Raw genomic sequence first — 12,238 nt, 5'->3', positions numbered from 1 at the left:
CTACCACCGCGAGGGAGCGATGGGTTGTTATCGGCGGCGGGTTTCACCTCGGGTATGGACGGCGCACTCATCGTACTAGACGGTTGGGGACTGCGCGAGGACGGCGACGAAGGGGGACGAAACGCCGTTTCGAGCGCCGAAACGCCCACGTTCGACCGGATCCGTGAGGCGGGCGCGTTCGGACAGTTGGACCCGGCCGGGCGGCGGGTCGGCCTACCGGAGGGGCAAATGGGCAACAGCGAAGTCGGCCACCTGAACATCGGGGCGGGCCGAGTCGTCAAGCAGGCCTACACCCGGATCAACGACGCGATCAACGACGGATCGTTTCGCGAGAACGAGGCGCTCAACGGGGCGTTCGAGCACGTCGCCGAGCGAAGCTCGGCTGGCAACCGGGCGGAATCCGGTGACGTGGAGGAGACGGGCGGCCGGATCCACTTCCTGGGGCTCGTGAGCGCCGGCGGGGTCCACTCCGATCAGCAACACCTCCACGCGCTGATCGAGTGGGCCGCAGACCGGGGTGTCGAGGCCGTTACCCACGCGTTCACCGACGGCCGGGACACGGACCCCAAAAGCGGCGCGAGCTACCTGCGCGATCTCGAGGAGGTCGTCGAGAAAGCGGGGACCGGCGAGGTCGCCTCGGTCACGGGACGGTACTATGCGATGGACCGGGACACCAACTGGGAGCGAACCCGGAAGGCCTACGACGCGATGGTCGACCGTGAGGCCGAGTACACCGCCCCATCGGGGACCGCGGCCGTCGAGGCCGCCTACGAACGCGGCGAGACCGACGAGTTCGTCGAGCCGACGATCGTCGACGGCGGTTCGCCGATAGAAGAGGGCGACGTGGCGGTTTTCTTCAACTTCCGGGGCGACCGCGGCCGCCAGCTCACCCGGATGCTGAAGGGGATCCAACCGGAGTCCGAGTGGGGACTCGACACGCCCGCGCCCGACGTCCATCTGGTGGCGATGACCCAGTACGACAAGACCTTCGACGTGCCCGTCGCCTTCCCGCCGAACCAACCCGCCGACACGCTCGGCGAGGTGCTCGCCGACCACGGACGAACGCAGCTCCGAACCGCCGAATCCGAGAAGTACGCCCACGTCACCTACTTCCTGAACGGCGGCCGGGAGGTGGAGTTCGACGGCGAGATCCGCGAGATCGTTTCGAGTCCGGACGTGCCGACCTACGACCTCCAACCCCAGATGAGCGCTCCCGAACTCACCGACAACGCGATCTCGATCGTCGAGAGCGAGGAACCCGACGTCGTGGTACTCAACTACGCGAACCCCGACATGGTCGGTCATACGGGTGATTTCGGGGCGGCCGTCGACGCGGTCGAGGCGGTCGACGCCCAGTTGAACCGACTGCTCGAAACGCTCGCCGAGCACGGGGCACACGTGCTGGTTACGGCGGATCACGGCAATGCGGACGACATGGGTACTGAGGAGCATCCCCACACTGCCCACACCTACAACCCCGTCCCGCTCGTCTATCTCGATCCCGACGGGACCGATGGCGGGTACCGGGTGCGCGAGGGCGGCTCGCTCTGTGATCTCGCACCCACCCTTCTCCAACGGATCGGAATCGAGGTGCCGGACGCGATGACCGGCGAGTCGTTGCTGGCCGACCGATTCTAACCCACGTCCACTCACTCGTAAGCGTCGTGGACGACCGCGCCGCCCACGAGCGTCCTCGTCACGTCGATCTCCCGGATCGATTCGGGGGAGGTCCACGGTGACTCCGAGAGGACGACCAGATCGGCCAGTTTCCCGGCTTCGACGGTTCCCAGCCGACCCTCGTCGAAACCGGCGTAGGCCGCCCCTGCGGTGTAGGCCCGGAGCGCTTCCGTGACCGAGAGCCGTTGACCCTCGACGGACGCGTTGACCGCGTGGTGAACTCCTAGTAGAGGATCGAGCGGCATGCAGTCGCTGCCGAAGGCGAGGTTCGCGCCCGCGTCGAGCAGATCCCGGTAGCGGTTCGTGCGCTCTCGGCGCTCATCTCCGAGTCGGTCGGCGTACAGCCCGTTTTCGCCGGCCCACTTGAGAAAGTTCGGCTGAACGCTCGCGACGATTCCCGAGTCGGCAAAGCGGTCGATCTGGTGGTCGGAAAGGAGTTCCGCGTGTTCGACTCGGTGACGGGCCGCGTCCGGATCGTCGGTCGCCTCGAAGGCGTCGAGGGCCGTTTCGATCGCCTCGTCCCCGATGGCATGCGCCGAGAGCTGGAATCCGTCATCACTCGCTTGCTCGACTAGATCGCGTAGTTCGTCGGGCGAGACGACCCACTGACCGGTCCCACCCTCGGTATAGGGCTCGGAAAGCTTCGCTGTCCGGCCGCCGAAACTCCCGTCAGTATAGGTCTTGATCGCGCCCGTTTGCATTCTCTCGCTGCCGTGATTCGTTCGGAGCCCCGCCTCCGAAACCGCCTCCAGATGGTCGCTCCAGTAGTTGATCCGCACTCGAAGGGAAAGCTCGTCCTCGTCGTCGAGTTCGCGGTAGGTTCGGGGGGCGTGGGAGTTCCTGACCATGTCGTGGACGCCCGTCACCCCGCGGGCGTTCGCGAACCCTTGGGCTGCCGTGAGCAACTGGCGGGTCTCCTCGGGATCGGGTGCGATCGCTTCGTAGATGGTGTCGACGGCCTCTTCGACGATCACGCCCTCGCCCCGGACGTCGCTCTCGGGCATTTCGTCCTCGTATCGATCGCGAGCCGTGGAGTTGATCGAGGCGACGTGCATGTCCTCGCGGAAGGCCGCCACCGGTCGCGTTTCGCTCACGCGATCGAGGTCCTCGCTCGTGAGGGAGTCCGCGTCGTTCCACGCGCTCTCGTCGTAGCCGAAGCCGAGGACCCACTCCTCCCCGTCGTCGGTCGCCCGAAGGCGCTCGACACAGTCGTCGGGACCGCTCGCTCCCGAGAGGTCAGTATAGACGAGATAGCGCCCGAGCGTTTCCATGTGAGTGTGAGCGTCGATGAACCCGGGGAGGACGACCCGGCCCTCGCAGTCGATGGTGCGGGTCTCGACGCCCTCCAGAAAGTCGATCTCGTAGGTCTTCCCGATCCGGACGATCCGGCCGTCCCGCACTGCCAGTGCCTCGTGGGTCGTGTCGGGGTCGGCGAGCGTGTGGATCTCGGCGTTTCGCACCAGCAGGTCCGCGGCCTCGGTCATACCCGCGGGAGGGACGGCGGCGACCAAAGCCGTTGGGATCGGGCGCCGGACCGGCATTCTTAGGCCCCGCGGTTACGAGGGACCGATATGACCGATCCAGCCGATCTCGCCGAACGCGTCCGCGGGGGCGACCTGCGCCTGCACGAACTCGAGGAGCACGCCGATCCGGAGACGGCCGCCGCCGCCCGGCGACACCTGCTCGAAACCGAGACCGACGCCGACCTCGAAACGATCGGTGACTTCTCGTTTTCGGCGGGCGACGCCGATCCGAACGTCGAGAACATGATCGGGGGCGCACAGCTCCCGATGGGCGTCGCCGGGCCGATCCCGATCAACGAAAACGAGGAGGGGGGGAGCGGCGCGGCCGAGGGCGAGTACTACCTGCCGCTCGCGACCAGCGAGGGTGCGCTCGTCGCCTCGGTCAACCGTGGCTGTTCGGTGATCCGCAGTGCGGGCGGCGCGAACGCCCGCGTCACCAAGTCGGGGATGACCCGCGCGCCCGTCTTCCGAGTTTCGGGGATCGCCGAAGCGGCGGAGGTCGTCGAGTGGGTCGAGGAGAACACCGAGGCGCTGCGGGAGGCCGCAGAGGAGACGACCAGCCACGGCGAGCTACTGGACGTCACGCCGTACGTCGTCGGCGACAACGTCTTCCTCCGGTTCCGGTTCGACTCGAAGGACGCGATGGGGATGAACATGGTGACGATCGCGACGCAGGCGGCCTGTGACCTGATCGAAGACGAGACCACTGCATCGCTGGTCGCGCTCTCGGGCAACCTCTGTTCGGATAAAAAACCCGCCGCGATCAACGCCATCGAGGGTCGGGGGCGGAGCGTCACCGCCGACGTGACGATTCCTCGGGAAGTCGTCGAGGAACGACTCCACACCACCCCCGAAGCGATCGCGGAGGCCAACACGCGCAAGAACCTGATCGGGAGCGCAAAAGCCGGCGCGCTGGGCTTCAACGCCCATGCCGCGAACACGGTCGCGGCGGCCTTCCTCGCGACGGGCCAGGACGCCGCGCAAGTAGTGGAAGGGGCGAACGCGATCACGACCGCCGAGGTCAAGGACGGAGACCTGTACGCAAGCCTCTCGATCGCGAGTCTGGAGGTCGGCACGGTGGGTGGCGGGACGAAACTGCCGACGCAGACGGAGGCCCTCGACGTCGTGGGACTCCGGGGCGGGGGAGATCCGCCGGGCTCGAACGCCGACGCACTGGCGGAGGTCATCGCGACGGGCGCGCTCGCGGGCGAGCTCTCGCTGCTGGCTGCGCTTGCCTCCCGGCATCTCTCAAGCGCCCACGAGGAGTTGGGGCGCTAACCCGAGAGGAGGGCCGCGAGCGCGAGGAAGAAGCCGAAGAGCCCGAAGGAGACGGCGATGTACCACTGGAGGGCGGGATCGCCCGCACTGCCCGGCTCGACCACGAACACGAGCGTGGCGAGGCCGAACGAACAGAGCGCAAGAAAGCCGAGTGTGGCCTGCAGCGCGCGGTTCGGCGAGTGCTCCGCGTCGATCTCGGGATCGACCTCGGCGACGGCTCGCTCGATGGCATCGGCGGCCCTGGGCGTCGCCGAGATCAGGCGAGGGGCACTGAGGTCGCTGTGGCCCGGGTAATACGAGAGCCAGCAGAGCGTGGCCCCACCGAGACCGATCCGTCTGATTCGCTCGATCCGGGCGACGTCGACGGGCCGGTCCATGTAGGTCAGCGCCGCATCGTCGGGATCGACCCCGCCCGCGCGCGATCCGGCCCGAGGCGATCGGGAGCAGGAGGAACGACCCGACGACGGCCCCGAAGGCGAGTCGCGGATCGACGAACACGAGCGCGAGCAGCCCGACGGCACCCGAGAGGACGGCCCCGAGCAGCCGGTTTCGGGTGAAGGCGTCGGCGTAGCGCTCCGCGATCTCCCGATCGCCGGTAACGGCCGCAAGTGGCGGGCGCTGCTCGCGCTCGACGAGCATCGGCCAGAGATACAGCAGCGAGAGGGGCCCGCCGATAAAAGCGAGCAGGACGACGTATGCGAGATACGTGTATTCGCCGTCGAGGGCCATCGAGACGCCGACAAATCCTATTCCTCCGAAGACGAGCAGCATACTGCCGCCGAACAATCCGACGGCCACGTAGACCACCGCCCGCAGCGACCGCGAGCTTGCGGCGTCGACGTGCCACTCGACCGCTTGCGGGGACATGTTTGAACTGTTTGTAGGAACGTAATAAATCGACCGGCCAGACCGGTTTCACTTCCACCGTACGGACGACACGGGAGTAGTCCCTTCAGGACTGAATCCAACGAGCGTACCCGTTGGCGAGCACCCGCGGGTACGCCATCATGACCGATTCGGACCGCGAACAGCGCCCGCGCTGTCCGGAGCTAGCCGTGGTACAGTTGCGTATCATCAAGATCGTGCCGTCGATCGGTACGACGCTGCTGACTATCTATCAGGTTCTCTAGAGGCGGCGATAGCGACCGCCCGATTCGCTGAGGTCGCCGGCTCGAACCAGTTTTTCGAGCGCGCGCTCGACGTAGCTCTCCGGAACGCCCCGCTCAGTCGCGTACGCGGTAATCGATTCGGCAGTCGACCCCTCGCTCCTCTCGACGGCCGCGAGGACGACTTCCTTCCGGGACTTCGAGCCGGCTCCGGCGCTCGCCTCAGCCGCGCTGGCGGCCGCGTCGCCGTCGATCCCTGCACGTTCGAGGAGCTCCTCGTCCGTCACGACGTCCCGTTCGACCTGCGAGTCGAGCTCCGAGAAGGAGTCGACCGCGGCGAAGGCGTCGGCGTGGCCGCCGCGGCTCGCGAGCATCGAGGCCCGCACCTCGCGGGCGTGATCCGCCTCGTCCGTCTCGACGAACTTCTTCAGTTTTCCGTACTGGTGAGTCTTCCCGCAGCCACGACACCGAACCGTCCCCTGGCGTCCCTCGATGATCCAGAGGGCACTACAGTCGGTACAACCCACGACGGCGTACATACCCTTTCAAGGGAAGCGAGTGTGTTGAATCCTCGCCTATAAGCGCCTCGGGAGAGAGGCGGTCGCATGGAGCGTGTCCCACTGTCGGAGACGACCGAAGCCGTCGAGAACGTCCACCTCGCGCAGCTCGCGGCGGGCGAGGAGATGAGCGTCCAGCATTTCGAGTTCGAGCCCGGCGCGACCGTGCCGAAACACGACCACCACCACGAGCAGACGGGCTTCGTCTACGAGGGAGAGTTGACCTTCCTGCTGGAGGACGGCGAGCGGACGGTGAGTGCGGGCGAGTCGTACGCCATCGCGGGCGAGGAGCTCCACGGCGCGGAAAACAGGGGAGAAAGCGTCGTCCGGGGCGTCGATATTTTCAGTCCACCGCGGTCGAACCCCGACTGGGCCGAGTAGCGCGCAAGCACAGCCCTTTTTCCGTTCACCGGCCGACTATCGATCCACACGTTCATCAGCGGGGATGGTCGAGAACACAGCCATGGACAAGGAAGAACGCCAACTCGATCGGTTCGTACGGGAGCATGGGGAGGACGGTGCGACGTTCGCGCCGACGAGCGTCGAGGAGGCGATCGGCGGCTCGTTCGTCGAAACCGAGGAGATCGAGTCGATACAGGAGCGCGTTCGGGGGTGGCTCGACGTGCCCCGGCCGGTCCACATCGTCGGACCGACCGGCTGTGGGAAGACCGCACTCGCGCTGTCGATCGCGGCCGCCCGCGACCAGCCCGTCGTCTGGGTCAACGGCGACGAACTGATCGACACGGGCTCGCTGGTCGGCGAACACGCCGGCAAGGCCCAGTACAAAGAGCGGGACAACTTCGTCAGGGGCGTGATGAAGAAGAAGTCGATCATCCGGGACCGGTGGGTCGACAACCCGCTCTCGGTCGCAGTGCAAAACGGCGCGACGCTCGTTTACAACGAGTTCTCCCGGACGAAACCAGCCGCCCACAACGTGCTCCTCTCGGTGTTCGAGGAGGGCGTCCTCGATCGGCCCGGCCAGCGCGGCGAGGACCGCATCGTCGAGGTCGACCCCGAGTTTCGCGCGATCTTCACCTCGAATTCGACGGAGTACGCCGGCGTTCACCGCCCGCAGGACGCACTACTCGACCGGTTCATCGGCGTCCACCTCGATTACTACGAGCGAGACACCGAGATGGAGATCGTCTCGGCACGTATCGACGACCTCGACGACGAGACCATCGAGGAGGTCGTCGACATCGTCCGTGACCTCCGCGATCGCCTCGAACTCCACGTCGGGACCCGCGCGGCGGTCATGATCGCTGAGGGGCTGGTCGCGTTCGGCGATGACGAGTTGGTTGAGGTCTGTGTCGACGTCCTCGGATCGAAGGCCGAATCGCTTGGAGACGTCGAGGAGATCCGCGACGAGATCGAGGACGTAGTGAGCTAACCCGATCCACCTCGGAGTTCCTAGCCGGGCGTTGCATACATCCACTGCCGAACATTCCGCCGGAAAGACGAAAACGTATTTCTAATTATCGATCATTATAATAGTATGGCTCATATCGAGACACCGGATGGTGTATCGCTGTACTACAACGAACGCGGCGAGGGCGAGACGATCGTACTCGTCCACGGCTGGACGGGTGACTCCGAGTTCTGGTGGCAGAAGAACGCCGACGTGCTCGCGATGGATCACCACCTCGTCACCTACGATCTCAGAGGCCACGGGCTCTCGGGAAAGACCGACGACGGCCACACCCTCTCGGGCTACGCGGCGGATCTCGAATTCCTCATGGAGTCGCTCGATCTGGATGACGCGACGCTCGTCGGCTGGTCGATGGGAGTGCCGATCGTCATGACGTACCTCGATGAGATCGGTGACGAACGGGTTCGAGCGATCGGCCTGATCGACCAAACCCCGAAGTTCTACTCCGACAACGGCTGGGAATTCCCGCTCATGGGCGAATTCTCCGAGGAGGCGCTCGCCGGGTTGGTCAGTGGTATCGAGGCCAACCGCTCCGGGGCAGTCAAGCCGATCATCCAGGCCTTCTTCGCTGAGCTCCGCTCCGAGGAGCGTCTCGCCGAGATCTACGCTCGGACGATGCTGACGCCGACCTCGGTCGCGACGGCGATGTTGAACGACATGGTTCCGCGGGACTTCAGGGAATTCCTCCCGATGATTACGGTTCCGACGCTGCTCTGCTACGGCGAGCACAGCGCGGTCTTTCCCGGGCCGGTGGGCGAGTGGATACACGAGCAGATCCCCGACTCCGAACTCGTAACGTTTGCGGAGAGTGGACACAGCCCGTTCTGGGAGGAGCCCGAAAAGTTCAATGAGAGGCTGAAAGCGTTCGTGGCGAGCGTCGCCGACAGGGAACTGATAACGGCGGACTGAGAACTGTTCTCGAGCTTCTCGCGGGGCCCAGAGAAACTGGTTACGCAGTTTGTTCTCGCGGAGATACCGTGAGAGCGCGAACAGTTGTCTACGTCAATTCTTCGATGCGATCAGACGCAGAAGCGTCCGACTGCTTGCGGAACTGGTTACGCCAGCTCCTCGATGTTCTCGACGATGGCGTCGGCGAACTCGCTGGTCGCGACCTTCTCGCCGCCCTCGATCTGGCGCTCCAGATCATAGGTCACCGTCCCCGACTCGATGGTCTGCTCGACCGCATCGCGCACCAGATCCGCTGCGTCCTCCCAGCCCAGATACTCGAGCATCAGGCGACCCGAAAGGATCATCGCCGTCGGGTTCACCTTGTCCTGACCCGCGTACTTGGGAGCGCTCCCGTGGACGGGTTCCGCGAGACAGCGCCCCTCGCCGAAGTTCGCGCCCGGAGCGATACCGAGCCCACCGATCTGGGCGCCACACGCGTCCGAGAGGTAGTCGCCGTTCAGGTTCGGCAGCGCGAGGATGTCGTACTGGTCCGTGCGGGTCAGAATCTGCTGGAGCATGTTGTCCGCGATCCGGTCGTTGACGACCAGCGTGTCCTCCGGTGCTTCGCCGTCCTGTTCCTCCCACAGCGTGTCCTCGGTGATGACTTCGTCGCCGTACTCCTCCTCTGCGACCTCGTAGCCCCAGTCGCGGAAGGCGCCCTCGGTGAACTTCATGATGTTGCCCTTATGGACCAACGTCACCGAATCGCGGTCGTTCTCCAACGCGTAGTCGATCGCGCGTCGGACGAGGCGTTTGGTGCCGAACTCGCTGATGGGCTTGACGCCGATGCCGACCGGCCCGTCGTGGATCGTCGAATCGAAGCCCATCTGGTCTTCGACGAACTCGCGGACTTGTTCGGACTCGTCGGTACCGGCCTCCCACTCGATGCCGGCATAGACGTCCTCGGTGTTCTCGCGAAACGACACCATGTCCATCTGCTCGGGGTTTTTGACCGGTGAGGGAACGCCGTTGAGGTGATACGTGGGACGGACGTTCGCATACAGGTCGAGCTTTTTGCGCAGCGAGACGTTCAGCGAGCGAAAGCCGGCGCCGACGGGGGTGGTGAGCGGGCCCTTGATACCGACGTGGAACTGCTCGAAGGCCTCGACGGTCTCGTCGGGGAGATGGGTACCTTCGCCGTACTGTTCGTTGGCGGCCTCGCCGGCGTAGACGCGCATCCAAGCGATGTCGCGTCCCGTGGCGTTGGCGGCGGCCTCCAGTACGGTTTGAGCGGCGGGAGCGACGTCGACGCCGATACCGTCGCCGTAGATGATCGGAATGATGGGTGTTTCGGGGACGGAAAGCTCCTCACCATCGAATTCGATGGCGTCGCCTTTTTCGGGGACTTCGACCTTGTCGTAGCTCATTATCACCTAGACGGTCGGCAAACGGCGGTAAAAGACCTGCGTATTCGCGCTCGGAGCCATCGACCGGTCGTCAGTTCAGCGCATGGTTTCGAGCGGGATCGTCGCGTCGTAGCGCATCGAGAGCCACCCCTCGTCGTCGTTGGGGTCGTAGACGACCACGTCATCGCCGCCGAAGGGCCCGACCCGGTCGCCGTCGTCGCCCATCGTCGATTCGAGATCGGTGTCGAACTCGATCTCGGTGTCCTCGCCGTCGTCGGCTCGCGTGGACCGAATCGACGAGGTCCGGTCCGAGTCGCGCTCGTCCGTCTCAGCCGTTTCGAGCGAGGATTCGAGGCGCGAGAGGAACTCCAGTGCTTCCTGGTAGTTCACCTTCGCGCTCGTCGAAAGCGCCTCGTACTCGCCGTCGTCGTGGTTCTCGAGCAGCGCTTTCGCCTCGAGGATTTTCTCGTCGAACGAGCGGTCGTTCGCGCTCATCGGTCGGCCTCCTGGGCACTGAGGATCTCGCCGTAGTACGTCTTCATGACCTCCGCGGCCTCCTTCCAGTGGCGTTCCGTGTGCATGTCGTGGAGTTCGAGGCCGGTCAGATAGCGGGTGGTAAGGTGGCCGTAGCCCGACCGACCGTATTTGGGCTTCTGCCGGTAGGAGCCGATCGCCGCGGCGATCTCGTAGCGCTGGGCGGCCATCGTCGGCGTCCAGTAGTCGCCACCGGTCTTGTGGTTTCGCCACGCTTCGGTGGTTTTCGGGGCGTATTCTTCGTCCATGCCAACTATCCCTGCACGGCGTATCAGCGCCTCCTCGACGGGGCTCCAGTCGGCGTCGTCGAGCGCGGGGTCGACCTCCGAACCGTCGATATACCCCTGCTCGACGTCGTCCTTCGCCCAGAAGGCGTCCGTCAGTGCCTTCGCGGCCTCGTAGGCCTCCTCGTCGGTGAGATGGGCGAACTGGTGGCGGTCGACGCGGTAGAACGCCTCGACGGCGGCTTCGTACTCCCGGCGATCGTGATAGATGAAACCGAGACAGGTCTGTTCAGCCATGAACGCGGCGAGGCTGGTTTCGTCGGTCTCGCCGAACGAGTCTGCGTCGATGTCGTAACCTTCGGCATCGGTCGGCGTTCCAAACTGGGCGTCGGACGTGGATTCGAGTGGTTGGGTCTCCATGGGTTGGCTCCGAGTACATGCATTGCTGGGTGAATTGTACATATATAACTCAGCGAACATTTCGGTAACCGTGGTCAGTTACCCGCCGGTAACCGCACGACTGCGTCGAGTCGACGCAGCACAATTTCGTTCACTTTTACATACATATCTGGTAGATATATATCTATTGATAGTTTCATGGGAAAGGGGTAGTGCTAAGCCGGTCGGATCGGTCGCAGGACCATGAACCTCATCGTTCACGGCGGAGCCGGGAGTAGCCCTCACGACCCCGGCCGGCGACAGGCGGTGCTCGACGAGGCGGCGCGAGCGGGCGCTAAATCGGAGACGGCGGTCGAGGCGGTCTGTACCGCGATCCGTGCGCTCGAGGAGTCGCCCCGGTTCAACGCCGGCATCGGCGGGGCGGTCCAGAGTGACGGGATCGTCCGCACCGACGCGGGGATCATGACCGACGAGCGCGCTGCGGGTGCGGCCTGCTCGATGCCCGGCGTGACGCACGCGGTCGAGGTCGCACGCACGGTGATGGAAGAAACCCCACACGTCCTGCTTTCGGGGGTTCATGCCGTCGACTTCGCCGCCGACTACGGGATCGGCGTCGAGGAGGACCTCCAATCCACGCGTACGCACGAGCGGTGGGGGGATCTCGAACCACCGACGGGCGGACCGAGCGAACAGCTCGCCTGGATCGAGGACCGGTTCGGCGAGACCGCCGAGGACCCCGAGGGACGGGAGCTGGAGGGTGATCCGAAGGATCACGACACCGTGGGTGCGGTCGCAAGCGACGGCGAGCACGTCGCGGCGGCGACCTCGACCGGCGGGCGGTGGCTCGCGCTCGCCGGACGCGTCGGTGACGTCCCCCAGATCGGGAGCGGGTTCTACTGTACGCCCGCGGGCGGCGCGAGTGCCACCGGCGCGGGCGAGGACATCGCCCGCGTGACCCTCTCACGGCTCGCGGTCGATCACCTGGAGAACGGCGCGAGCGCACAGGCCGCGGCCGACCGCGCCATCGAGGAGTTCGCGGAACTCACGGGCTCGACGGCGGGAATCATCGTCTGCGACCGCGAGGGTGCGATGGGCAGCGCGTACAACAGTGAAGTCATGCAAACGAAAGCCCTCGACTGACCCTAGCGGGTCAGTCTCGCCCTTTTCATTTCCTTCAGGGACGCCTAGTCGCGGCGCGCGGTTACGCGCCGCTTCCG

At 65.4% G+C, this 12,238-nt stretch carries 13 protein-coding genes; 7 read left to right on the top strand and 6 right to left on the bottom strand.

Annotated elements, in window-relative coordinates:
• Positions 1 to 54 precede the first annotated feature (54 nt).
• Positions 55 to 1,638, top strand: a complete 1,584-nt coding sequence (gpmI, locus tag EAO80_RS05210) for a 2,3-bisphosphoglycerate-independent phosphoglycerate mutase (RefSeq protein ID WP_122088877.1) — start codon at positions 55 to 57, stop codon at positions 1,636 to 1,638.
• Positions 1,639 to 1,649: 11 nt separating this feature from the next.
• Here gpmI and EAO80_RS05205 read toward each other — a convergent pair whose 3' ends face one another.
• Entirely contained in the window at positions 1,650 to 3,161 is a 1,512-nt protein-coding gene (locus tag EAO80_RS05205; RefSeq protein WP_122088876.1) for an amidohydrolase, read from the bottom strand.
• Between the two features lie 87 nt (positions 3,162 to 3,248).
• On the opposite strand from EAO80_RS05205, the gene hmgA reads away from it, so the two are divergent.
• A complete protein-coding gene (hmgA, locus tag EAO80_RS05200) occupies positions 3,249 to 4,478 on the top strand; it encodes a hydroxymethylglutaryl-CoA reductase (NADPH) (protein ID WP_122088875.1) in 1,230 nt (409 codons plus the stop codon).
• On the opposite strand, the gene EAO80_RS20230 is transcribed toward hmgA, so the two are convergent.
• Entirely contained in the window at positions 4,475 to 4,855 is a 381-nt protein-coding gene (locus EAO80_RS20230; RefSeq protein WP_245998464.1) for a hypothetical protein, read from the bottom strand. The genes hmgA and EAO80_RS20230 overlap by 4 nt on opposite strands.
• 630 nt (positions 4,856 to 5,485) lie before the next feature.
• On the opposite strand from EAO80_RS20230, the gene EAO80_RS20580 reads away from it, so the two are divergent.
• Entirely contained in the window at positions 5,486 to 5,608 is a 123-nt protein-coding gene (locus tag EAO80_RS20580) for a hypothetical protein (protein ID WP_281273002.1), read from the top strand.
• On the opposite strand, the gene EAO80_RS05190 is transcribed toward EAO80_RS20580, so the two are convergent.
• The gene (locus EAO80_RS05190) at positions 5,605 to 6,123 is read right to left on the bottom strand and encodes a DUF5817 domain-containing protein (protein ID WP_122088874.1); all 519 of its coding nucleotides are present in this window, start codon (positions 6,121 to 6,123) and stop codon (positions 5,605 to 5,607) included. The two genes, EAO80_RS20580 and EAO80_RS05190, sit on opposite strands and share 4 nt — an antisense overlap.
• A 66-nt stretch (positions 6,124 to 6,189) precedes the next feature.
• On the opposite strand from EAO80_RS05190, the gene EAO80_RS05185 reads away from it, so the two are divergent.
• The 3 genes from EAO80_RS05185 (at position 6,190) to EAO80_RS05175 (ending at position 8,479) form a co-directional block, all read left to right on the top strand.
• A complete protein-coding gene (locus tag EAO80_RS05185) occupies positions 6,190 to 6,522 on the top strand; it encodes a cupin domain-containing protein (RefSeq protein ID WP_122088873.1) in 333 nt (110 codons plus the stop codon).
• A gap of 82 nt (positions 6,523 to 6,604) precedes the next feature.
• A complete protein-coding gene (gvpN, locus tag EAO80_RS05180) occupies positions 6,605 to 7,531 on the top strand; it encodes a gas vesicle protein GvpN (protein ID WP_245998462.1) in 927 nt (308 codons plus the stop codon).
• A 105-nt stretch (positions 7,532 to 7,636) separates the two neighbouring features.
• Positions 7,637 to 8,479 (top strand): alpha/beta fold hydrolase, encoded by an 843-nt coding sequence (locus EAO80_RS05175; RefSeq protein WP_122088871.1) that lies wholly within the window; start codon positions 7,637 to 7,639, stop codon positions 8,477 to 8,479.
• A 146-nt stretch (positions 8,480 to 8,625) separates the two neighbouring features.
• Here the strand turns inward: EAO80_RS05175 and icd are convergent, their stop codons facing one another.
• The 3 genes from icd to EAO80_RS05160 all read right to left on the bottom strand — a co-directional run bounded on the left by icd (position 8,626) and on the right by EAO80_RS05160 (position 11,042).
• Positions 8,626 to 9,885, bottom strand: coding sequence for an isocitrate dehydrogenase (NADP(+)) (icd, locus tag EAO80_RS05170; protein WP_122088870.1), 1,260 nt, complete (start codon positions 9,883 to 9,885; stop codon positions 8,626 to 8,628).
• 75 nt (positions 9,886 to 9,960) lie between these two features.
• Positions 9,961 to 10,359: a hypothetical protein gene (locus EAO80_RS05165; protein WP_122088869.1), complete on the bottom strand. Its 399-nt coding sequence runs from the start codon at positions 10,357 to 10,359 to the stop codon at positions 9,961 to 9,963.
• Positions 10,356 to 11,042 carry a hypothetical protein gene (locus EAO80_RS05160; protein WP_122088868.1) on the bottom strand — a complete coding sequence of 229 codons (687 nt, stop codon included), beginning with the start codon at positions 11,040 to 11,042 and terminating at the stop codon, positions 10,356 to 10,358. The genes EAO80_RS05165 and EAO80_RS05160 overlap by 4 nt, the downstream gene beginning before the upstream one ends.
• A 222-nt stretch (positions 11,043 to 11,264) precedes the next feature.
• Between EAO80_RS05160 and EAO80_RS05155 the strand changes: the two genes are divergently transcribed.
• On the top strand, positions 11,265 to 12,161 hold the full coding sequence (locus EAO80_RS05155; RefSeq protein WP_122088867.1) for an isoaspartyl peptidase/L-asparaginase: 897 nt from the start codon (positions 11,265 to 11,267) through the stop codon (positions 12,159 to 12,161).
• Positions 12,162 to 12,238: the final 77 nt, after the last annotated feature.

This window comes from Halalkalicoccus subterraneus (assembly GCF_003697815.1).
Taxonomy (GTDB): Archaea; Halobacteriota; Halobacteria; order Halobacteriales; family Halalkalicoccaceae; genus Halalkalicoccus; species Halalkalicoccus subterraneus.
This window is presented reverse-complemented; position numbering and strand designations above follow the sequence as displayed.

What these genes read in the sequence shown, in the direction of transcription:
- gpmI (WP_122088877.1), top strand. Translation starts at nt 55, where the DNA reads ATGGACGGCGCACTCATCGTACTAGACGGTTGGGGACTGCGCGAGGAC.
- EAO80_RS05205 (WP_122088876.1), bottom strand. Translation starts at nt 3,161, where the DNA reads ATGACCGAGGCCGCGGACCTGCTGGTGCGAAACGCCGAGATCCACACG.
- hmgA (WP_122088875.1), top strand. Translation starts at nt 3,249, where the DNA reads ATGACCGATCCAGCCGATCTCGCCGAACGCGTCCGCGGGGGCGACCTG.
- EAO80_RS20230 (WP_245998464.1), bottom strand. Translation starts at nt 4,855, where the DNA reads ATGGACCGGCCCGTCGACGTCGCCCGGATCGAGCGAATCAGACGGATC.
- EAO80_RS20580 (WP_281273002.1), top strand. Translation starts at nt 5,486, where the DNA reads ATGACCGATTCGGACCGCGAACAGCGCCCGCGCTGTCCGGAGCTAGCC.
- EAO80_RS05190 (WP_122088874.1), bottom strand. Translation starts at nt 6,123, where the DNA reads ATGTACGCCGTCGTGGGTTGTACCGACTGTAGTGCCCTCTGGATCATC.
- EAO80_RS05185 (WP_122088873.1), top strand. Translation starts at nt 6,190, where the DNA reads ATGGAGCGTGTCCCACTGTCGGAGACGACCGAAGCCGTCGAGAACGTC.
- gvpN (WP_245998462.1), top strand. Translation starts at nt 6,605, where the DNA reads ATGGACAAGGAAGAACGCCAACTCGATCGGTTCGTACGGGAGCATGGG.
- EAO80_RS05175 (WP_122088871.1), top strand. Translation starts at nt 7,637, where the DNA reads ATGGCTCATATCGAGACACCGGATGGTGTATCGCTGTACTACAACGAA.
- icd (WP_122088870.1), bottom strand. Translation starts at nt 9,885, where the DNA reads ATGAGCTACGACAAGGTCGAAGTCCCCGAAAAAGGCGACGCCATCGAA.
- EAO80_RS05165 (WP_122088869.1), bottom strand. Translation starts at nt 10,359, where the DNA reads ATGAGCGCGAACGACCGCTCGTTCGACGAGAAAATCCTCGAGGCGAAA.
- EAO80_RS05160 (WP_122088868.1), bottom strand. Translation starts at nt 11,042, where the DNA reads ATGGAGACCCAACCACTCGAATCCACGTCCGACGCCCAGTTTGGAACG.
- EAO80_RS05155 (WP_122088867.1), top strand. Translation starts at nt 11,265, where the DNA reads ATGAACCTCATCGTTCACGGCGGAGCCGGGAGTAGCCCTCACGACCCC.